The following is a 21,877-nucleotide window of genomic DNA, read 5'->3' on the forward strand; positions in this document are numbered from 1 at the left end:
GACGACCTCCGCGGCTGGCACGGCGACGGCGAGGGGGCTCGCCGCGGCCGGCGGCCCGCGCCGGCGGTTTCAACGCTAACACGCCGATGCGGCTTTTCTCATCACATCGGCGCCGGAACGGCCGACGCCCGCGGCGAGGCGGGCGTCGGCGGGGTTCGAGGCCGGAAGCAACTCCGGCTCAGCAGGGGCTCCGGCTCAATAGGGCTCGGCTCAGAAAATGTCGAACGAATCTTCCGTCGGCGCCGCTTCGGCCGGGCCGTAGTCGACGTAGGACTGCATCTTGTCTAGGTCCTCGGCCTTGACCCATTCGACGATACCGCCGCCGCCGTCCGGGATCAGTGCGCCGTTGGCGCCGACCGAGACCTTGACCATGCCCTGCGGCGGCTCGTTGGCGGCGATCGGCTTGTCCTTCAGCGCGACCCGCATGTAGTCGATCCAGATCGGCAGCGCGGCCTTGCCGCCGTATTCGCGGTAGCCCAGCGACTTGTAGTTGTCGCGGCCGACCCAGACCGTGGTCACCAGCGGGCCGCCGAAGCCGGAGAACCAGGCATCGCGGTGGTCGTTGGTGGAGCCGGTCTTGCCGCCGACGTCCTCGCGGCCGAGCACCTTGGCCGCGGTGCCGGTGCCGCGCAGGACCACGTCGCGCAGCATCGACACGATCTGGTAGGCGATGCGGTCGTCGATCGCGCGCGGCGCGACGACCAGGTCGGCAGGCGGCTTGGTCGCGGGTTTGGCCGGCTCGGAGGCGGTGGCGCCGGCCTTGGGATCGGGCTTGGCGCCGCCTTCCGGGCCGAAGTTGAAGCCGTCGACCAGGCCGCCGGAGCGCACCGTGGTACCCGGGCCGCGGCCGCCGCATTCGGGACAGGCGGTGGCCGGCTTTTCCTTGAACACCACCGCGCCGGCGCGGTCCTTGATCTCGTCGATGAACCAGGGCGTGATGCGGAAACCGCCGTTGGCGAAGGTGGCGTAGCCGCGCGCGACCGACAGCGGGGTCAGCGAGGCGGTGCCCAGAGACATCGACAGGTTCGGCGGCAGCTGCTCGATGTCGAAGCCGAAGTTGCTGATGTACTTGCGGGCGAAGTCCACGCCCATCGCGTCGAGCAGGCGCACCGAGACCAGGTTGCGCGACTGCACCATCGCCTCGCGCACCCGCATCGGGCCGGCGAAATTGCCGCTGTCGTTCTGCGGGCGCCAGATGTGGCCGCGGCGGTCGCGGAACACCACCGGCGCGTCGAGCACGATCGAGGCCGGGTTGTAGCCGCGCTCGAACGAGGCCGCATACACGAACGGCTTGAAGCTGGAGCCGGGCTGGCGCCGGGCCTGGGTGGCGCGGTTGAACTTGGCGCCGGCGAAGCTGAAACCGCCGGACAGGGCGCGCAGGGCGCCGTTGGACGGTTCCAGCGAGACCAGCGCGGCCTGCGCCTGCGGCAGCTGCTCCAGACGGTAGCCCAGCGGCGCGCCGACCATCGGCGGCGCCTCGGCGAGCGGGGCGTCGGGCTTCTTCGGATCGGCCTTGGGCGCAGGCGGCTCGATCCGCTCGATCCGGACCAGGTCGCCGCGCTTGACCAGGCTGCCCGGGCTGCGGCCGCCCCAGCCCTGGCTGGCGTTGAGGCTGATTTCGCTGCCGTCGGCCAGGGCCAGGCGGGCGCCGCCGCCGGCGTCGTTGCCGAGCACAATCGCCGGCAGCAGGCCGGCCTGGGCCGGGATCGAGCGCAGGCGCTGCTTGGCGGTCGTGGCGTCTTCGTTGGCGGCCAGGTCGAAGTGCTGCTCGACGCCGTGCCAGCCGTGGCGGCGGTCGTAGACCTTGAGGCCGTCGCGCACGGCCTTGTCGGCCGCCATCTGCAGGGTCGGGTCGATGGTGGTGGTGACGTGGTAGCCCTTGGTCAGGGCCTCGGCGCCGTAGCGCTCGATCATCTGCTGGCGGACCATCTCGGCCACGTACGGCGCGTAGACCTCGACCGGGCGCTCGTGCGGGGTGGCGTGCATCGGCACGGCCTTGGCCGCGGCGGCCTCGGCGGCGCTGATGAAGCGCTGTTCGGCCATGCGATCGAGGATGTAGTCGCGGCGGACCTTGGCGCGCTCCGGATTGCTCAGCGGGTTGCCGCTGGACGGGAACTTGGGAATGCCGGCTAAGGAAGCCATTTCGTCGAGCGCAAGCTCGTTCATCTTCTTGCCGTAGTAGAACTCGGCGGCGGCGCCGACGCCGTAGGCGCGGTTGCCGAAGAAGCTCTTGTTCAAGTACAGCTCGAAGATCTCTTCCTTGCTCAGCTCGCGCTCCATCCGCATCGCCAGCAGCATTTCGCCGAGCTTGCGCTTGTAGCTGTATTCCGAGCTCAGGAAGAACTGGCGCGCGACCTGCTGGGTGATGGTCGAGCCGCCCGGGACGCGCTTGTCGTCGGTGGTCGCCAGCAGCCAGACCGCGCGCGCGACGCCCTTGTAGTCGATGCCGTGGTGCTTGTAGAAGCGGGCGTCCTCGATCGCGATGAAGGCCTGCTTGAGCCGGGTCGGCACGTCCTCGATCGCCACCGGGTAGCGCCGGGTCTCGCCGAACAGGGCCATCAGGCGGCCGTCGGCGGCATAGACGTACATCGGCTCCTGCAACTCGACGTTGCGCAGGGTTTCCACGTCCGGCAGTTTGGGGGCGATCAGGTAGTACAGGGTGCCGGCGGCGATCACCCCGAGCAGGGCCAGGCCGGCGAACGCATAGAGCGCCCAGCGCAAAAGACGGCGGAAACGGGGCATCGAAGCGGGTTCCGATTGCGGGTTGTAGTGGGCGTGGAGTATAGAGGAGCCGGGACAGGGACCGCCCCAGGGGGCGGGCGGCCGGTGGTTTCCGCTAAGGCCGTTACGCAAAAAAGGCGTTCTCGGTTGGCATTCCAGAAAGAAATGGTTGCCAGCCTGTGAAAAGTCCGTTATCTAAGGCGGGGCCACACGAAGTGCGCGTAAGCGCTTGTGGCATGGGGAGAAAACAGTGGGCGTCATCACAAAAAGCCAGCCGGCCCTCGTCGGTGTGGATATCAGTTCGACCGCAGTGAAGCTGTTGCAGCTCTCCCGAGCCGGCAACCGCTACCGGGTCGAGCATTACGCTGTCGAGCCGCTGCCGCCGAACGCCGTCGTCGAGAAGAACATCGTCGAGGTCGAGGCGGTGGGCGAGGCGATCAAGCGGGCGGTCGCACGGTCCGGCACCCGGTCCAAGCACGCCGCCGCGGCGGTCGCCGGGTCCTCGGTGATCACCAAGGTGATCCCGATGCCGGGAGACCTGGACGGCGAGGAACTCGAGTCGCAGGTCGAGCTGGAGGCGGTGAACTACGTGCCGTATCCGATCGAAGAAGTGAATCACGACTTCGAGGTGCTCGGCCCGATGCCCAACAGCCCGGACATGATCCAGGTGCTGCTGGCCGCGTCGCGCTCGGAAAACGTCGAAGTCCGCGCCTCGGCGCTGGAGCTCGGCGGCCTGACCCCCAAGGTCATGGACGTCGAGGCCTTCGCGATCGAGAACGCGTTCGCGCTGATCGCCGACCACCTCAGCACGCCGCGAGACGGCATCGTCGCCCTGATCGACTCGGGCGCGACCATGACCACGCTCAACGTGCTGCGCAACGGCCGCAGCCTCTACAGCCGCGAGCAGGTCTTCGGCGGCAAGCAGCTCACCGACGAGGTGATGCGCCGCTACGGCCTGAGCTACGAGGAGGCGGGCCTGGCCAAGCGCCAGGGCGGCCTGCCCGAGAGCTACTCGGCCGAAGTGCTGGAGCCGTTCAAGGAAGCGATGGTGCAGCAGGTCAGCCGCCTGCTGCAGTTCTTCTATGCCGGCAGCGAGTTCAACCGCGTCGACCAGATCGTGCTCGCCGGCGGCTGCGCCTCGATCCCCGGCATCGCCGAGATGGTCGAAGAGCAGTTGGGCGTGCCCACCATCATCGCCAACCCGCTGGCGCACATGACGCTCGGTCCGCGCGTGCAGGCGCACGCGCTCGCGCAGGATGCGCCGGCGTTGATGATCGCTTGCGGCCTCGCATTGAGGAGCTTCGACTGATGGCACGGATCAATCTGCTCCCGTGGCGAGCCGAACGCCGTAAACAGCGGCAGAAAGAATTCGTCACCATGATCGTGATGGCGGTTCTGGGCGCGCTCGTGCTGTCGGGCCTGATCGTGATGTTCTACAGCGGTCAGATCGACGGTCAGAACAAGCGCAACAACTTCCTCAAGGATCGCATCGCCGAGGTCGACCGGCAGATCAAGGAAATCGAGGAGCTCGACAAGAAGAAGTCGAAGCTTCTGGCGCGCAAGGAAGTGATCGAGCAGCTGCAGTCGAACCGTTCGCAGATGGTGCACCTGTTCGACTCGCTGGTGCGCACCATTCCCGACGGCGCGGTGCTGACGGCGATCAAGCAGGACGCCGACACCCTCACCCTGGAAGGCCGCGCGCAGTCCAACGCCCGCGTCAGTACCTACATGCGCAACCTGGAAGGCTCGGGCTGGATGACCAGCCCCGACCTGTCGATCATCGAGGCCAAGGGCACCGACAAGGGCCTGCCGTACGAGTTCAAGCTGCAGGTCAAGCTGGCCAACCCGAACGCGCCCAAGGACGAGGACGGCGACGGCCAGCCCGATGTGCCGGCCGCTGGCGCCGAGGCTGCAGTGGCCGAGGCCGCCGCCGCCAACGCCGCCGCTCCGGCCGCTGCTGCACCTGCGGCCGCCAACGCTCCGGCAGGCGCGACCGCTCCGGCCGCGATCGCTCCGGTGGCTCCGGCCGCGGCGCCCGCCGCCGCACCGAAGCCCGCTACCACCCCGGGCAGCGTTCCGACGCCCGCCCAGGCTCCGCCGGAAACGGCGCCGGCCGCTGGCAACAACAAGGGGGCCGAATCGTGAGCCAGAAGAAGATGTCGCTCAAGGACCTCGACTTCAACAACATGGGGTCGTGGCCGCAGCAGGCCAAAATCGGCTTCTGCGTGATCGTCGGCCTGGTGATCGTGGGCCTGGCCTGGTACCTGTTCGTCAGCGACAAGCGCACCCAGCTCGAAGGCCTGGAGCGCACCGAGACGGAACTGCGCACCGAGTTCGAGACCAAGCAGGGCCGCGCCGCCAATCTGGAGCCGCTGAAGCAGCAGCTCGTGCAGATGGAGCAGCAGTTGCAGCAGATGCTGCGCCAGCTGCCGAGCAAGACCGAAATGCCCGACCTGATCGTCGACATTTCGCAGACCGCGCTCGCCACCGGCATCACCAACGAACTGTTCCAGCCCGGTCCGGAGCAGCCCAAGGACTTCTACGCCGAGAAGCCGATCGCGCTGCGCATGGTGGGTACCTATCACCAGTTCGGCGGTTTCGTCAGCGGCGTCGCCTCGCTGCCGCGCGTGGTCATCATGACCATGCACGACATCTCGCTGCGTCCGCGCGGCGCTGCGGCCGGCGACAAGTCCGCGGTCATCACGCCCAACAGTCCGCTGGAATTGGCCGGCACGGTCAAGACCTACCGTTACCTGGACGAAGAAGAAGTGTCGGCGCAGGAAAAGGCCAACGGCGATCCTAACGCCGCCGCGGCCGCGCCTGCCGCGCCCACTGGCGACAAGAAGGAGGGCGGCTGATGCGTACGACATTCAACGCAGGCGCTCGCGGTCGCGTCCTGATCGCCGCGACGATGCTGCTGGCGGCCACCGCCTGCTCGCGCGGCATCACCAGTACGCCGGGCGATGCGCCGAACCTGGAAAAGTGGGTCGCCGAAGTGAAGGCGCGTCCGGCTCCGCCGCTGGATCCGCTGCCGGTGATGCAGCAGTTCGAAACCTTCGAATACGCCGCGCAGGCGATGCGCGATCCGTTCAGCAACGCGTTCACCGACCAGGGCGGCGGCAACGGTCCGCGTCCGGACGCCACGCGCCGCAAGCAGACCTTGGAACAGTTCCCGCTCGACAGCCTGGACATGGTCGGCACGCTCGGCCGTGGTCCCGGTGTGATCGCCCTGGTGATGGCGCCCGACAAGGTGACCTACCGGGTGCGGCCAGGCGCGTACATGGGGCAGAACGACGGTCGGGTGACCAGCGTGTCCGAAGACCGGATCGAGTTGGTGGAACTGGTGCCGGACGGCGCCGGTGGCTGGCTGGAACGTCCCGCCACCGTGGCGTTAGAAGACAATTGATTGGGGGATAGCACGATGACCGTATTCAACGCCAAATGCTCGCGGCCGGCCCGGCGCCCCTTGGCTTTCAGCACGCGCAGCGCCGGCCTGGTGGTCGGTTTGCTCGCCGGACTCAGCGCCGCGCACGCCGCGACGCCGGCGTCCGGGGCCGCGGCACCGGTCGCGGCTCCCGCCGCGCCTGTGGTCGCTCCCGCGCACAGCCTCGATCCGGCCAAGCAGCTGCCGGGCGCGATCTCGGTCGCGAACATCGATTTCAAGCGCGGCGACGGCGGCTCCGGCAAGCTGATCCTGAAGTTCAGCGGCGACGGCGCCGCGCCGGACCTGCGCAGCCAGGGCTCGAGCGTGATCATCAACGTCGGCAACGCCCAGTTGCCGGCTGCGCTGCAGCGTCCGCTGAACGTCACCGACTTCGCGACCCCGGTCCAGCGCATCGACGCGCGCGCCAGCGGTAACGGCACGCAGCTGGTGCTCAACACCAACGGCGGTTTCGAATCGCTGGCCTACCAGACCGGTCGCGAGTACATCGTCGAGATCGTGCCCAAGGCCGCCTCGGCCGTCGGCAGCCGCGCAGTCGGCGCCGCCGGCGGCGGTGCGACCGACTCGGCCAAGCGCGGCTACAGCGGCCGCCCGGTGACCTTCAACTTCCAGGACGTGCCGGTGCGCACCGTGCTGCAGCTGATCGCCGAGGAGTCCAACCTCAACGTGGTCGCCGCCGACACGGTCCAGGGCAACGTGACCCTGCGTCTGGTCAATGTGCCCTGGGATCAGGCGCTGGATCTGGTCCTGCAGGCCAAGGGCCTGGACAAGCGCCGCAGCGGCAACGTGGTGTGGATCGCGCCGCAGGCCGAAGTCGCCAAGTACGAGCAGGACAAGGAAGACGCGCGCATCGCGCTCGACAACCGCGTCGACCTGGTCACCGAGTACATCCAGATCAACTACCACAACGCAACGGCCATCTACAAAGCGCTGACCGAGGCCAAGGGCGTCGGCAGCAGCGGCAGTGGCGGCGGCGGTAGCGGCGGTCAGAGCCAGAACGAGAACGGCTTCCTCTCGCAGCGCGGCCGACTGGTCGCCGACGAGCGCACCAACACGCTGATGATCAGCGACATCCCGAAGAAGGTTCAGCAGATGCGCGAACTGGTTCGGGTGATCGATCGCCCGGTCGACCAGGTCGTGATCGAGGCCCGCATCGTGATCGCGACCGAATCGGTCTCGCGCGAACTCGGCGCCAAGTTCGGGATCAGCGGCAACAAGGACAATTCCTACTTCAGCGGCAACCTCGACGCCAACACCGCGACCCGCAATTCGCAGGTCGCCGCCGATACGGCCTATGCCAACGCCTTCCGCGACTGGCTCAACGGCGGTTCGGTCGGCTCGCCGCCGGTGCGTACGCTGGGCTCGATCACCCGCGGCCTGATGACCAACCTGGGCGTCGACAACCCGGCCGGCTCGCTGGCGCTGTCGATCCTCAACGCCGGTTACTTGCTCGATATCGAGCTCTCGGCGATCCAGGAAGAAGGCCGCGGCGAAGTCATCTCCAACCCGCGCGTCGTCACCAGCAACCAGCGCGAAGCGGTGATCAGCCAGGGCCAGGAAGTGGGCTACGTGACGATCTCCCCGCAGCAGGGCGGCAACAGCACGCCGATCCCGAACGTCCAGTTCAAGGACGTGCTGCTGGAGCTCAAGGTCACCCCGACCATCACCAACGACGGCCGCGTGTTCCTGAACATGGCGGTCAAGAAGGACGAGGTCGACGGCACCCTGAACACCTCGATCGGCCAGGTGCCGATCATCGCCAAGCGCTCGGTCAACACCGCGGTGCTGGTCGAGGACGGTCAGACCGTGGTGATCGGCGGCGTGTACGAGTTCCGCGACCGCAGCGACGTCACCAAGGTGCCGTTCCTGGGCGACATCCCCTTCCTGGGCAACCTGTTCAAGAAGAAGGGCCGCTCCAAGGAAAAGGCCGAGCTGCTGATCTTCGTGACGCCGAAAGTGCTCAAGGTCGCGCAGCGCTAAGCGCGGCCGATCCGGACGTGGTACGCAAGAGGGCCTTCGGGCCCTCTTCGCGTTTTCGGGGTCGGAAAGGGAGCGATGAGCTGAACGTGCCATTGGTTGGGTGAACCCCGGCCGCCAAGTTCGGTCAAAATCGGACCTCGCCCCGCGTCGGAACGCCGATGGAAACCCCCGAAATCCTCGCCGGCACCGCGCCGGTCCGTATGCCCGCCCTGCCGGATGCCGAACTGGCGCGCCTGCACGATGCCTTCCGCGGACTGCGTGAGGCGCTCTCGACCGAGATCGTCGGCCAGGCGGCGCTGATCGAGCGTCTGTTGATCGCCCTGCTCGGCGACGGCCATTTGCTGGTCGAAGGCGCGCCCGGCCTGGCCAAGACCAGCGCGGTGCGTGCGCTGGCGGCGCGCCTGGAGGCCGACTTCGCCCGCGTCCAGTTCACCCCCGACCTGCTGCCGGCCGATCTAACCGGTACCGAGGTCTGGCGTCCGCAGGACGGCCGCTTCGAGTTCCAGGCCGGGCCGATCTTCCATCCCATCCTGCTCGCCGACGAAATCAATCGCGCCCCGGCCAAGGTCCAGTCGGCGCTGCTGGAGGCGATGGGCGAACGCCAGGTCACGGTCGGCCGGGCTACGTATGCGCTGCCGCCGTTGTTCCTGGTCATGGCGACCCAGAACCCGATCGAGCAGGAGGGTACCTTCCCGCTGCCCGAGGCCCAGCTCGACCGTTTCCTGATGCACGTGCGCATCGGCTACCCGGAAGCGGCCGCGGAAGCCGAGATCCTGCGCCTGGCGCGCGAACGCGCACGCGACTCGCTGCGTACGGTGGCGCCGGTCGTGACCAAGATGCCGCTGGCCGACGTGTTCGCGGCGCGCGCCGCGGTGCTGTCGCTGCACGTCGCGCCCGCGGTCGAGCGCTATCTGATTGAACTGGTGCTGGCCTCGCGCGATGCCGCGCGCTACGACGCCGCGCTCGCGCGCCGGATCGCCTGGGGCGCCAGCCCGCGCGGCTCGATCGCGCTGGAGCGCTGCGCGCGCGCGCATGCCTGGCTGGCCGGTCGCGACTACGTGACCCCGGACGACGTGCGCGCGATCGCGCCCGAGGTGCTGCGCCATCGCATCCTGCCCAGCTACGAAGCCACCGCCGAGGGTTGGGACGGCGACCGCCTGGTCGCCGAACTGCTGCAGCGGGTGCCGCTGCCGTGAGCCGGCGCGACGCGTCGCCGCTGGTGGCGCGCGGCCCCGGTCCAGGATCGCCATGAGCGCTGCGTCCACCGAATCCAACGGCTTGCGTCCGCAATTGGCGGAACTGGTCGCGCTGCGCGCCGCCGTCGGCGGCCGCCGCAATGCGCGCCTGGGCCGTCACGGGGTCAGCGGCCATGCGCTGTCGCCCTTGCGCGGACGCGGCATGGAGTACGCCGAATCGCGCGAATATTCGAACGGCGACGATGCGCGCCACATCGACTGGCGCCTGACCGCCCGAACCGGCCGCGCCCACACCAAATTGTTCCAGGCCGAACGCGAGCGCTTGAGCCTGATCGTCGCCGACACCTCGCCGGCGCTGTATTTCGGCACCCGCGTGCGTTTCAAGTCGGTCCAGGCCGCGCGTGCCGGCGCGATCGCCGCCTGGGCGGCAGCGCGCGACGGCGACCGCATCGCCGCGTTGCGCGGCAGCCTGCGCGAAGCGCCGGTGGCGCCGGCGTCGGGACCGCGCGGCGCCTTACGCGCGCTCGACGCGCTGGTGCGCTGGTACGCGCAACCGCCCGCGGACGACGCCGGTCTCGCGGTCGCGCTCGACCACGCCACGCGTCTGCTGCGGCCGGGCTCGCGCCTGGTCGTGCTGGCCGATCCGCGCAGCCTGGAGCAGGTGCCCGAGCGGCGCTGGCCGGCACTGGCCCAGCACCACGAAGTGATCGTGCTGCTGCTGACCGATCCCTTGGAAAACGCGCCGCCGCAATCCGCGCTGCCGTTCCGCAGCGGCGAGCGCCGGATCGAAGTCGATCTCGGCGTGCCCGCGCAGCGCCGGCGCTGGGCCCAGGAATTCACCGCACCAGTCGCGGCCGCATTGGAAAAACTGCCCTCGCGCGGCGTGCGTGTGCAGGCCCTGTCCACCGATGCGCCCAGTGAATCCTGGTTGCCCTTGCTGGGCCGGGCACGGCCGCTGGTGGCGTGATGGCCGATCCGACCCTGCTCCTGCGCGACGTGCACGAGAGCGTGGCGCCGTCCTGGTGGCCGCCGGCGCCGGGCTGGTGGATGGTGTTCGCGGCCGCGCTGCTGGTCGTGGCCGCGGTGTGGTTCTGGCGCGCGCGCCGGCAGCGCCGGCGGCGCGCGATCGAGCGTGTGTTCGACGATGCGCTGGCCGAAGCGGCTACGCCGTCGGCGCAGGTCGCGGCGATGTCGGAACTATTGCGCCGTGCCGCGCGCCGCCGCGACGCGACGGCGGACCGCCTGCAGGGCGAAGACTGGCTGGCCTTTCTCGATCGCAGCGCGAAGTCGCCGCAGTTCGTCGAGGCCGCGGGCCGTCTGCTGCTCGACGGCGGTTACCGCCGCGACGTCGATCCTCTGCAGGCGGAGACCTTGCGCGAGCTGGTGCGCACGCGCTTCCTCGAACTGATGGGCGCAGGCCGATGATGGACGCGCTCGCCCGCGCCCTGGCCGATGCGCGCGACCTGTTCGCGTGGCCTTGGTGGCTGCTCGCGCTGCCCTTGCCGTGGCTGGCGCGCTGGCTGCTGCCGGCCGCGCGCGACGGCTCGGCGGCGCTGAAAGTACCGTTCGGCGAACGCCTGGATGCGGTCGCGGCCGTCGGCGGGCACGGCGTGCGCGGGCGTGGCCCGGGCTGGCTGATCTGGGCGGCGTGGATCCTGCTCTGCATCGCCGCCGCGCGGCCGCAACAGCTCGGCGACGCGGTGCAGCCGCCCCAGGTCGGCCGCGATCTGATGCTGGCCCTGGATCTATCGGGCAGCATGCGCGAGCCGGACATGGAACTCGGCGATCGCCCGGTGGATCGCCTGACCGCGGCCAAGGCGGTGCTCAACGACTTCCTCGAACGCCGGGTCGGCGACCGTGTCGGCCTGCTGGTGTTCGGCCGTCGCGCTTATGCGTTGGCACCGCTGACCCTGGACCGCGCGACCGTGCGCGATCAGCTCGCCGACAGCGTGGTCGGACTGGCCGGCCAGGAAACCGCGATCGGCGACGCGATCGCGCTGGCGGTGAAGCGCCTGCGCTCGCAGCCCGCCGAGCAGCGCGTGCTGATCCTGCTGACCGACGGCGTCAACACCGCCGGTGCGATCGAGCCCAAGAAGGCAGCCGAACTGGCCAGCGCCGATCACGTGCGCGTGCACACCATCGCCTTCGGCGGCGACGGCACGCTGTCGGTGCTCGGCATCAAGTTGCCGATACCCGGTGGCGGCGACGACATCGACGAGACCACCCTGCGCGCGGTGGCCAAGCAGACCGGCGGGCGTTTCTTCCGCGCCCGCGACACCTCCGAACTGGCCGGTATCTACGCCGAGATCGATCGGCTGGAGCCTATCCAGCGCCCAGGCGAGACCGTGCGCCCGCGCATCGAGCGCTACGTCTGGCCGCTCGCGGCCGCGTTCGTGCTGGCGCTGTTGGCGTTCGCCCTGCAAGGGAGGCGACGCGCATGAGCGGCGATTGGATGGGGACGTTCTCGCAATTGCACCTGTTGCGTCCGCACTGGCTGTGGGCGCTGCTGGCCTTGCCCTTGATCGCATTGTGGTGGCGCGCGCGCCGGCGTCGCGCCAGCGCCTGGCGCGATGTGGTCGATCCGCACCTGCTGCCGCACCTGCTCGAAGCCGGGCAGGACAAGCGCACGCGTTACGGCGCCTGGTTGGCGATGCTCGCCGGCGTGCTCGCGGTGTTCGCGCTGGCCGGCCCGAGTTGGCGCCAGACCGAGCAGGCCCTGTGGCAGAGCCGGGCGCCGCTGGTGATCGCGCTCGATCTGTCCAGCGCCGTGCTCGCCACCGACTTGCCGCCTACGCGCCTGGCGCAGGCGCGGGCCAAGATCGCGACCCTGCTGCGCGAGCGCGACGGCGGTCAGGTCGGGCTGGTGGCTTACGCGGGCGATGCGTTCACCGTCGCGCCGCTGACCGACGACGCGGCCAATGTCGCCTTGTTCCTGGACGCGCTCAATCCCGACGTGATGCCGGTCGACGGCCAGCGCGGCGATCGCGCCATCGTCTGGTCGACGCGCTTGCTGCGCCGCGCCGGCTTCGAGCGCGGCGACATCCTGTTGCTGACCGATCATAGCGATGCGCGCACCCGCGCCGCGGCGGCCGCAGCCGCGGCCGACGGCTACCGCGTGTCCGCGCTGGGCCTGGGCAGCGCCGCCGGGGCCGCGATCCGCCGCAGCGACGGCAGCATCGTCGGAGTCAAGCTCGAACCGGCCACCTTGCGCGATCTCGCCGGCGCTGGCGGCGGCAGCTACGCGGCCATGAGCGGCGACGACGAAGATCTGCGCGCGCTGGGCGTGCTCGAACCCAAGGCCACCGATGCCACCGCGGCCAAGGGCAGCAAGGGTCGTACCTGGCAGGACGAAGGCTATTGGCTGTTGCCGCCGCTGCTGCTGTTGGCGCTGTTCGCGTTTCGTCGCCGCAGCGGCGCGCTCGCCGCACTGCTGCTGTGCGCCTGGCTGCCCTGGCAACCCGCGCGGGCGGCCGAGCTATGGCGTCGTCCCGACCAGCTCGTCCACGAGCGCATGCAGGACGCGACCCAGGCCTACCGCCGCGGCGACTACCCGCGCGCCGCGCAGCTGTACCGCAGCTCGGACAGCGCCGATGCCCAATACAACCTCGGCAACGCGCTGGCCAAGGCCGGGCAGTACCCGCAGGCGATCGCCGCCTACGACCGCGCCTTGAGCCTGCAACCCGGCATGCCCGATGCGCTGGCCAACAAGCGCGCGGTCGAAGCGGCGATGAAGCGCAAGCCGCCGCCCAAGGACAAGTCGCAGCAGAACCAGTCGTCGCAGGGCGGGCAAGGCCAGCAGAACCAACCGCAGAAGCCGCAGCAGGGCCAGCAGAAACAGCAGAAGCCGGCCCAGGATCAGCCCAAGCCCGAGCGCGAGGAATCCGGTTCCAAATCCGAATCCGATCCCTCCGCCGCGGCCAAGGCGCAGGAACAGGCCGACCGCGCCCAGCGCGAGCGCATGCAGCGCGCCTTGCAGCAACAGCCGCGCGCCGAGCAGCCGGCGCAGGCGCGCGCGCGCGGCAAGGAAACCGCCCAGCAGCGCGAAATCCGGGTCGCCAACGAAGCCTGGCTCAGGCGCGTGCCGGACGATCCGGGCGGTCTGCTGCGCGAGAAATTCCGTATTGAGCACGAACGCCGCCAGGTTCTGGGCGAGCAAGGAGAATGACCGCGATGCCGCGCATGCCGTCCGTCCACGCCCGCACCGCCGGTCTGTTCGTCTTGTGGCTGGTGCTGTGCGCCGCCAGTTTCGGCGCGCTCGCGCAGCCGCGCGCGTGGCTGGACCGCGACGCCGTCAACGCCGGCGAAACCGTGACCCTCAACATCGAGACCACCTCGCTCAGCGGCGCCGGTCCCGACTACTCGCCGCTGGCCAAGGACTTCGAGGTCAGCAACAACACCAGCCGGCGTTCGTTCGAACGCAGCAACGGCCAGTTCGTCACCCGCTCGCTGTACGGCGTGGCCCTGCGCCCGCGCCGCGACGGACGCCTGACGGTGCCGTCGCTGAGCGTGGGCGGCGAACGCACGGCGGCGCTGACCCTGGTGGTCGCGCCGGTGGCCGCGCGCGCGCCGGCGCACGCCGGCGACGACGTCTTCATCGAGAGCGAAGCCGACGCGACCGATCCCTATGTGCAGCAGGCGGTGGGCTGGGTGGTGCGGCTGTATTCGGCGGTGCCGATCGTGGCCGGTCAGCTCGACCAGCCGGCGCCCGAAGGCGCCTCGTTCCAGCGCATCGGCGACGACGCGCAGTACACCCGCGAACTCGGCGGGCGCCGCTACAACGTGGTCGAGCGCCGCTACCTGCTGGTGCCCGAGCGCAGCGGCGTGGTGCAGGTGCCGGGCGCGCGTTTCGAAGGCCGCAGCGCGCCCAATTTCTTCGAGGACATGTTCGGCGGCAACGGCGACACCCTGCGCGTCGCGGCCACGCCGCGGCGCCTGCAGGTACGCGCGATGCCGGCCAACGCACCGCAGCCCTGGCTGCCGCTGCGCGATCTGCAGCTGCGCTACCAGTCCGCGCCGCAGGACCTGCGCGCGGGCAGCGCCGCGACCCTGACCGTCGAGGTCACCGCCGACGGCGCCACCGCGGCGCAGATTCCGGAACTGCAGCTGCCGCCGATCGACGGCGTGCAGGTGTTCGCCGAACCGGTCCAATCCGACGAAAACTTCGCCAACGGCCGGCCGCGGGTCAAGCTCACGCGCAAGTTCTCGCTGGTGCCTTCGCGCACCGGCGAGGCGCGTCTGGACGGGCTGCGCCTGGGCTGGTGGGACGTGGGCTCGGGCACGGCGCGCAGCACCCAGCTACCAGCGCTGACCTGGAAGATCGCCGCCGCCGACGGATCGGCCCCGGCGCCGTTGCCGGCGCCCGCTGCGGACGAGGCCAAGGCCGGCGCGAACGCTTCGCCGATCGCGGCGATCGCGCAGGATCCGGCCGCGCGCTGGTGGGCGCTGGCGACGTTGGTGTTCGCGGCGCTGTGGCTGGCGACCCTGGTCTGGGCGCTGCAGCTGCGCGCGCATCCGGCGGCCGTCCGCGCCGGCGCAGCGCCGCCGCTGCCGGTGGCGGGCGAACCGCCTGCGGCGCCGCCGTCGGGCCGTCGCGGCGCGCTCAGGCAGGTGCTGGACAGCGGCGACTTCGGCGAGGTCGCGGCCGCGCTGTGCGCCCTGGCGAACCCGCCGGCGGCGGATATCGATGAGGTCATCGCGCGCCTGGACGACCCCGCCCAGCGCGAGGCTCTGCAGGCGATGCAGCGTGCGCGATGGGCCGGTGGCGATGGCCCGGCCGCGCGCGCGCAATTGCGCTCCGCGTTCGCGCAGGGGCCGCGCTGGCGCGCTGTCGCCGCGGTGGCGGCCTCGCCGCTGCCGCCGCTGTATCCGCCGGGCTAGCCGGCCCTGGGGTAGGAGCGGCGTAAGCCGCGACCGCGCAACTCCGATGGGCACACGGGTCGCGGCTTACGCCGCTCCTACCCCACAGCACGGCTGCTGCGGAGGCTTGGCGTGTTTACGGTAGCGATCCCCTTCGTTCAGCCTGGGGCGCAGGGCAGGCCGGATCGGGCAGGTTTGCTAAGCTCCGCGGGTTCAAGTCGGGGAGTACGCAAATGACCGAAGCGATGACCGGGGCCGACGGCGCCAAGCCCAAGAAGCTGCCGTTGCACTGGAAGATGGCGATCGGTTTCGCGGCCGGCATGGTGCTCGGCCTGCTCGTGCACTACCTCGTCGGCGGCGACGCGGGCTGGGTCAAGACCCTCACGACCTATGTCACCCAGCCGTTGGCGACGATCTTCCTGCGCCTGATCTTCATGCTGGTGATCCCGCTGCTGTTCTCGGCGCTGGTGATCGGCGTGTCGGAAATGGGCGACGTGCGCGCCTTCGGCCGCATCGGCTGGCGCACGCTGGCCTTCACGGTGCTGATGTCGGCGATCGCGGTCGCGATCGGCCTGGTGCTGGTGAACTGGATCCAGCCCGGCGCCGGCGTCGATCCGGCCTTGGCGAAGCAGTTGCTGGCCGAAAACGCCGAACGCGCCAAGGCCATCGTCAGCGACGTCGGCAGCCAGCCCAAGGGCATGGACATGCTGTTGTCGATCGTGCCCGACAACGTGGTCAAGGCCGCGGCCGAGAACACCATCCTGGCAGTGATGTTCTTCGCGCTGATGGTCGGTATCGGCATGGTGCTGACCCGCTCGGAGGCCGTGGACACGCTCAAGCGCGGCATCCAGGGCCTGTTCGAAGTGTCGATGACCCTGATCGGCCTGGTCATCCGCATGGCGCCGTACGCGGTGTTCTGCCTGATGTTCAACATGACCGTGGTGTTCGGCGCCGACTTGCTGGCCAAGCTCGCCAGCTACGTCGTGGTGGTGGTGCTGGCGCTGGCGCTGCACCTGTTCGTGACCTATTCGCTGGCGCTGCGCTTCCTCGGCGGCTGGTCGCCGCTGAAGTTCTTCCGCGGCGCGCAGGAGCTGATGCTGCTGGCGTTCTCCACCGCCTCCAGCAACGCCAGCCTGCCCACCGCGCTGCGCGTGGCCGACGAGATCGGCCTGCCGCGACGGGTGTCGCGCTTCGTGCTGACCGTGGGCGCGACCGCCAACCAGAACGGCACCGCGCTGTTCGAGGGCGTGACGGTGATCTTCCTGGCGCAGTTCTTCGGCGTCGAGCTGAGCCTGGCGCAGCAGGTCACGGTGATGTTCGTCTGCATCCTCGGCGGCATCGGTACCGCCGGCGTGCCCTCGGGCTCGCTGCCGGTGATCGCGCTGATCTGCGGCATGGTCGGGGTGCCGCCGGAAGGCATCGGCCTGATCCTGGGCGTGAACCACTTCCTCGACATGTGCCGGACCACGCTCAACGTCACCGGCGACCTGGCCGTGGCCGCGGTGGTCTCGCGCGGCGAGAGCGACCCGCCGATCGAGCGCCTGGCCGACTGAGCCCGGCCCGTGGCGCCTGCGCGGCGCCCCGGCACGATCCGCAAAGCCCGCTACGGCGGGCTTTGCCGTTTCCGGGCACCGGACCGGCCGATCCGGCGCGACAGGGCGGCGCGCGGATGGGACAATGGCGAGTCCGCCCGGCTGGTCCAGCCGCTCGCGCGGCCGCCTCCCGCCTCCAGAAGACCCCGTGCCCGACGCCATGACGACGCCCAGCCGCCGCGACCTCGCCAACGCCATCCGATTCCTCGCCATCGACGCGGTGCAGGCCGCCAACTCCGGTCATCCGGGCATGCCGATGGGCATGGCCGACATCGCCGAAGTGCTCTGGAACGATTACCTCAACCACAATCCGAACAATCCGAAGTGGTTCAACCGCGACCGCTTCATCCTCTCCAACGGCCACGGCTCGATGCTGCAGTACGCGCTGCTGCACCTGACCGGCTACGACCTGTCGATCGAGGACCTCAAGCGCTTCCGCCAGCTCGAGTCCAAGACTCCTGGCCACCCCGAGAACTTCATGACCCCGGGCGTGGAAACCACCACCGGTCCGCTCGGGCAGGGCTTCGCCAACGCGGTCGGCATGGCCCTGGCCGAGAAGCTGCTCGCGCAGCGCTTCAACCGTCCCGAACTGGCCGTGGTCGATCACCGCACCTGGGTGTTCATGGGCGACGGCTGCCTGATGGAAGGCATCTCGCACGAAGCCGCCTCGCTGGCCGGCACCTGGGGCCTGGGCAAGCTGGTCGCGTTCTGGGACGACAACAAGATCTCGATCGACGGCAACACCGACGGCTGGTTCACCGACGACACCCCGGCCCGCTTCGAGGCCTACGGCTGGCGCGTGATCCGCAACGTCGACGGCCACGATCCGGTCGAGATCAAGACCGCCATCGACACCGCGATGGCCAAGTCCGACAAGCCGACCTTGATCTGCTGCCGCACCACCATCGGTTTCGGCTCGCCGGCCAAGGCCGGCAAGGAATCCTCGCACGGCGCGCCGCTGGGCAAGGACGAAGTCGTCGCCACCCGCGAAGCGCTGCATTGGCCGCACCCGGCGTTCGAGATTCCGGAACCGATCTACGACGGCTGGCGTTCGCGCAGCACCGGCATGGTGCGCGAGGACCAGTGGAACCGCCTGTTCGACGCCTACGCCGCGCAGTACCCGGCCGAAGCCGCCGAACTGACCCGCCGCTCGCACGCCGATCTGCCGGAAACCTTCGCCGCCGACGCCGATGCCTACATCGCCAAGCTGCAGGCCGACGGCCAGACCATCGCCTCGCGCAAGGCCTCGCAGATGGCGATCGAGACCTTCGCGCCGCTGCTGCCGGAACTGATCGGCGGTTCGGCCGACCTCGCCCATTCCAACCTGACCCTGTGGAAGGGCAGCAAGTCGGTCGCCAGCGACGATCCGAACGCCAACTACATCTATTTCGGCGTGCGCGAATTCGCGATGACCGCGATCAGCAACGGCCTGAGCCTGCACGGCGGCTTCGTTCCCTACGACGCCACCTTCCTGGTGTTCAGCGACTACGCGCGCAACGCCGTGCGCATGAGCGCGCTGATGGGCGCCCACGCGATCCACGTCTACACCCACGATTCGATCGGCCTGGGCGAGGACGGCCCGACCCACCAGCCGATCGAGCACCTGGCCAGCCTGCGCTACATCCCGCACAACGACGTCTGGCGTCCCTGCGACGCGGTCGAGTCGGCGGTGTCCTGGCGCGCTGCGATCGAACGCAAGGACGGCCCCAGCTGCCTGATCTTCTCGCGCCAGAACCTGGCCCATCAGCCGCGCAGCGACGAGCAGCTAAAGCAGATCGGCCGCGGCGGCTACGTGCTGCGCGACAGCGACGGTACCCCGGAGCTGATCCTGATCGCGACCGGTTCCGAAGTCGGCCTGGCCACCCAGGCCGCCGACGCGCTCGCCGCCGAAGGCGTGAAGGTGCGCGTGGTGTCGATGCCGTCCAGCGACGTGTTCGACCGTCAGGACGCGGACTACCGCGAATCGGTGCTGCCCAACGCGGCGCGCAAGCGCGTCGCGATCGAAGCCGGCGTCAGCGATTTCTGGCGCAAGTACGTCGGCCTGGACGGCGCCGTGATCGGCATCGACGGCTTCGGCGCCTCGGCTCCGGCCGAAGCCCTGTTCCCGCACTTCGGCTTCACCGTCGAACGCGTGGTCGCGGCGGCGAAGGCGCTCTGATTCCTAGGATGCCCGCGATGATCGGGGCCGCAACGCCGGAGCGCGACGGTTGATCGCGGGCCCGGCGCGGGAGCAGGCATCGCCGCCGCAAACCTTGCGGCGCAATGCCGTCCCGCTCTGGGCGCGGCTGTTGGGAGTGCGGCTGTTGGGAGCGACGCTGTCCGGGACGATGCTGTTGTGCATCGCGACCGGCAGCGCGCTGGCGGCCGCACCGCCCACGCGCTGCGACGCCAGCCCGACACCGCGACCGCTGCCGGATCCGGCGAGCTGTCCGCGCCGGGTCGGTCTGGCCGAGGGCGCCGACCTGTCGACGGTCGCGCGCACCGGTGAAGCCCTGCTCGCACAGGCGCGCAACGAAATCGGCAGCGGCCGCTTCGAGCAGGCCGAACAGGCCTTGGATTGCGCCGAGGCCACGATCGGTCGCGATCCCGACTGGGAGCTGGGTTACGAACTGATGCGCCAGCGCGGCGTGCTCGCCTACCGCCGCGAATTGATTCCCGAAGCCCTGGGACGTTTCGAATGCGCGCTGCAGCTGTCGACCGCGCACGACGACAAAGACGCGATCGCGCGCGACCTGAGGAACGTCGGCAGCGCGCTGCGCCGGCTCGGCGATTTCCGCGGCGCCTTGCGCACGCTGACCGCGAGCCTGCAGATGCAGCGCGCCCGGGGCGAGGTCGGCGGCGCGGTGTTCAACAACATCGCCGATGTGTACCGGGAACTCGACGACCCCGACGAGGCCACCCGGCATTACCGCGAAGCGCTGGCGGCGTTCCGCGCCCAGGGCAACCGGGTCGAAGCCGGGCACGTACTCGAAAGCCTGAGCGAGCTGAGCCTGGATCGCGGCGACGCCGCGCAGGCCCAGCAGTGGCTGCAGGAGGCCTTGCAGACCTACCGCCAGGCCGGCAATCGCGCCTACGAGCTGCGCGTGTACGCGGGCCTGATGCGCGCCGCCCTGGCACGCGCGGACATCGCGCAGGCGCGGCAATGGCGCCTGGCCGCGTTCGCGATCGCGGCCGAACACCATCTGGCCTTGCCGGCGTCGCTGCAATTGCAGATCGCACGCAGCGAGCGCCTGGAAGGCCGCGCCGCCGCGGCGGCGACACGCCTGCACGAAGCGATCGCGGCCCTGCCCGAAGGCGGCGTCGAACGCATCGCGCTGCTGCAGGAACTGTCGCTGGCGGAGGAGGCCGCAGGCGACCGTAGCGCCGCCATCGCCACCCTGCGTCGCAGCCACGAGCAGGAGCGTGTACTCAGTCGGGCGCAGCAGGACCGGCAACTGGGCTGGCTACGCACGCGCTTCGAAACCGCCGAACGCGACCGCACCATCGCCGCGCTGGAAACCGAGAACCGACTGCGCCGGGTCGAACTGCGCCAGCGCACCTTGCTGCTGTGGCTGACCCTGGCCGCGACGCTGGCCGCAGCCTTGGCGCTGGGCCTGCTGCTGATGCGCCGGCGTCAGCGCGCGCGCCTGCTCGAAGCCGAGCGCCAGGTGCGCCAGGAAGAAGCGCTGGCGCGCTACCGTCACGCCGCCGATGCCCTGGCCGAAGACCGCAGCCTGCTCCAGGCCCTGCTCGACAGCCGCCAGGATGCGGTCTGCCTGGTCGATGCCGAAGGCCAGGTGCTGGCCGCCAATCGCGCCGCCTGCGGCCTGCTCGACGCGGACGGGCTGTCGCCGGTCGCGCAGTCGCCGGTCGGGCAGGCGCTGGGCGACTACGTCGGCGAGGCCGATCGCGAGTCGCTGGCCGCGGCCTTGGAGCGGATGGAGGATGCGAGCGCGCAGACCTTCGAATTCGCCCGCCGCGACGGCGCCGTGCGCCTGCAGGCCCAGCTCACGCCTTGGGAACGCGGCGACGGCCTGATCGTGCTCGGATTGCGCGAGGCCTCCGCGGCCTCCACGCCGATGGCGACGCTCGCGGACGGGACCGCGGGCGACGCCGATCCCGCCCGCGACGAGCGCATGCGCGAAGACTTCCGGCGCACCCTGGTGGAACTGATGCTGGCGGTGGTCGACACCTGGGAACGCAGCACCGGCAGCAGCCGGCTGGAACTGGCCGAACGCAGCCGCATCTGGCGCGTGACCATCGACGAAGGCCGCTTGCGCGTGCGTGCGATGGAGCGCTATCTGGTCTTGTCCAAGCTGCCGCGGCAACCGCGCTGGCGCGATGTGCTGCGTTCGGCCTACTACGTGCTCGGACATTGCACGATGGCGCCGCAGGAGCGCGAGGAACTGCAGCGCCGGGTCGACGCGGCGCTGGCCTACACCCGCCGCCGCGCCCTGGTGTGAACGCCGCGCTCAGCTATCGGGCGCGAGCACTTCGCCCGGCACCCGGTTGTCGACGCAGACCACGCACACGCCGCGCAGGTCGCCGTCCTTGAAACGGTACAGGTCGTGGTGGCTGCCGTTGTCGGGATTGAAGTCGGCCGGCCCCTGGACGAAGGGCATGGCCTGCTGACTGGGGCTTTGCATCGACTTGTCGCCCAGCGCCGAGCACTGGTCGTGCGCAGCCTGGTTGGCCCAATACCACTCGTCGACGATGCCGCAGGTCTTTTCCGGAACGCAGTAGCCGGATGCCTCCTGGCCCAGCAGCGGGGCGTGCTCGGCGCGGTACTGCGCCAGCGCGGCCGGAGTGATGCTGAAAGTGCTGACGATCTGCGGCGAGGCGTTCGGGTCCAGGCACCAGTTCTTGCTCTTGGCCAGGGGGTCGTGGGCGTGGGCGCAGGTGGCGAACAACAGGCTCAGGCCGAGCAGGCGGGGCAGGCAATGACGCGTCATGGCTCGATCACGGTGTGTGGATGACCCGGCCAGTGTAGGCGTCGGCCGCGCCGGGGCTCCATTGGTTTCGGGGGCGAAACGGGGCACGAATCCACGCCAAGCGATTGATTCTTCGAAACATCGCCGGGATTCGTTCCCGCCGCGGTCCGGTTTGGTCCC

Annotated in this window: 16 protein-coding genes; 14 read left to right on the forward strand and 2 right to left on the reverse strand. The window is 70.0% G+C overall.

Annotation, left to right across the window (positions count from 1 at the left end; genetic code table 11):
- Nucleotides 1-210 precede the first annotated feature (210 nt).
- Nucleotides 211-2,742, reverse strand: coding sequence for a penicillin-binding protein 1A (locus ASD78_RS05100; RefSeq protein ID WP_056098801.1), 2,532 nt, complete (start codon nucleotides 2,740-2,742; stop codon nucleotides 211-213).
- 229 nt (nucleotides 2,743-2,971) lie between these two features.
- Between ASD78_RS05100 and ASD78_RS05105 the strand changes: the two genes are divergently transcribed.
- From ASD78_RS05105 to ASD78_RS05170, 14 genes are all read left to right on the forward strand, one after another.
- Nucleotides 2,972-4,030, forward strand: a complete 1,059-nt coding sequence (locus ASD78_RS05105; protein WP_055903851.1) for a pilus assembly protein PilM — start codon at nucleotides 2,972-2,974, stop codon at nucleotides 4,028-4,030.
- Nucleotides 4,030-4,866, forward strand: a complete 837-nt coding sequence (locus ASD78_RS05110) for a PilN domain-containing protein (RefSeq protein ID WP_056098805.1) — start codon at nucleotides 4,030-4,032, stop codon at nucleotides 4,864-4,866. The genes ASD78_RS05105 and ASD78_RS05110 overlap by 1 nt, the downstream gene beginning before the upstream one ends.
- On the forward strand, nucleotides 4,863-5,579 hold the full coding sequence (pilO, locus tag ASD78_RS05115) for a type 4a pilus biogenesis protein PilO (protein WP_056098808.1): 717 nt from the start codon (nucleotides 4,863-4,865) through the stop codon (nucleotides 5,577-5,579). Before ASD78_RS05110 ends, pilO begins: the two co-directional genes overlap by 4 nt.
- Nucleotides 5,580-5,632: 53 nt before the next feature.
- On the forward strand, nucleotides 5,633-6,127 hold the full coding sequence (locus tag ASD78_RS05120; RefSeq protein ID WP_055903842.1) for a pilus assembly protein PilP: 495 nt from the start codon (nucleotides 5,633-5,635) through the stop codon (nucleotides 6,125-6,127).
- A 15-nt stretch (nucleotides 6,128-6,142) separates the two neighbouring features.
- On the forward strand, nucleotides 6,143-8,143 hold the full coding sequence (locus tag ASD78_RS05125; RefSeq protein ID WP_056098811.1) for a type IV pilus secretin PilQ family protein: 2,001 nt from the start codon (nucleotides 6,143-6,145) through the stop codon (nucleotides 8,141-8,143).
- Between the two features lie 200 nt (nucleotides 8,144-8,343).
- Nucleotides 8,344-9,339, forward strand: a complete 996-nt coding sequence (locus ASD78_RS05130) for a MoxR family ATPase (RefSeq protein ID WP_156087639.1) — start codon at nucleotides 8,344-8,346, stop codon at nucleotides 9,337-9,339.
- Nucleotides 9,340-9,391: 52 nt separating this feature from the next.
- On the forward strand, nucleotides 9,392-10,306 hold the full coding sequence (locus ASD78_RS05135) for a DUF58 domain-containing protein (protein WP_056098818.1): 915 nt from the start codon (nucleotides 9,392-9,394) through the stop codon (nucleotides 10,304-10,306).
- Nucleotides 10,306-10,764, forward strand: coding sequence for a DUF4381 domain-containing protein (locus tag ASD78_RS21435; RefSeq protein ID WP_056098821.1), 459 nt, complete (start codon nucleotides 10,306-10,308; stop codon nucleotides 10,762-10,764). The genes ASD78_RS05135 and ASD78_RS21435 overlap by 1 nt, the downstream gene beginning before the upstream one ends.
- Entirely contained in the window at nucleotides 10,764-11,780 is a 1,017-nt protein-coding gene (locus tag ASD78_RS05145) for a VWA domain-containing protein (RefSeq protein ID WP_055903828.1), read from the forward strand. The genes ASD78_RS21435 and ASD78_RS05145 overlap by 1 nt, the downstream gene beginning before the upstream one ends.
- Nucleotides 11,777-13,504, forward strand: coding sequence for a VWA domain-containing protein (locus ASD78_RS05150; protein ID WP_056098823.1), 1,728 nt, complete (start codon nucleotides 11,777-11,779; stop codon nucleotides 13,502-13,504). The genes ASD78_RS05145 and ASD78_RS05150 overlap by 4 nt, the downstream gene beginning before the upstream one ends.
- Nucleotides 13,501-15,216, forward strand: a complete 1,716-nt coding sequence (locus tag ASD78_RS05155) for a BatD family protein (RefSeq protein ID WP_235566446.1) — start codon at nucleotides 13,501-13,503, stop codon at nucleotides 15,214-15,216. Before ASD78_RS05150 ends, ASD78_RS05155 begins: the two co-directional genes overlap by 4 nt.
- 224 nt (nucleotides 15,217-15,440) lie before the next feature.
- Nucleotides 15,441-16,748, forward strand: coding sequence for a dicarboxylate/amino acid:cation symporter (locus ASD78_RS05160; protein ID WP_055904097.1), 1,308 nt, complete (start codon nucleotides 15,441-15,443; stop codon nucleotides 16,746-16,748).
- 199 nt (nucleotides 16,749-16,947) lie between these two features.
- A complete protein-coding gene (gene tkt / locus ASD78_RS05165; protein ID WP_056098827.1) occupies nucleotides 16,948-18,945 on the forward strand; it encodes a transketolase in 1,998 nt (665 codons plus the stop codon).
- A gap of 145 nt (nucleotides 18,946-19,090) precedes the next feature.
- The gene (locus ASD78_RS05170; RefSeq protein WP_156087591.1) at nucleotides 19,091-21,229 is read left to right on the forward strand and encodes a tetratricopeptide repeat protein; all 2,139 of its coding nucleotides are present in this window, start codon (nucleotides 19,091-19,093) and stop codon (nucleotides 21,227-21,229) included.
- Between the two features lie 9 nt (nucleotides 21,230-21,238).
- Here the strand turns inward: ASD78_RS05170 and ASD78_RS05175 are convergent, their stop codons facing one another.
- Entirely contained in the window at nucleotides 21,239-21,718 is a 480-nt protein-coding gene (locus tag ASD78_RS05175) for a hypothetical protein (RefSeq protein ID WP_055903820.1), read from the reverse strand.
- Between the last annotated feature and the right edge of the window lie 159 nt (nucleotides 21,719-21,877).

This window comes from Lysobacter sp. Root667, from assembly GCF_001427715.1.
Lineage (GTDB): Bacteria > Pseudomonadota > Gammaproteobacteria > Xanthomonadales > Xanthomonadaceae > Lysobacter.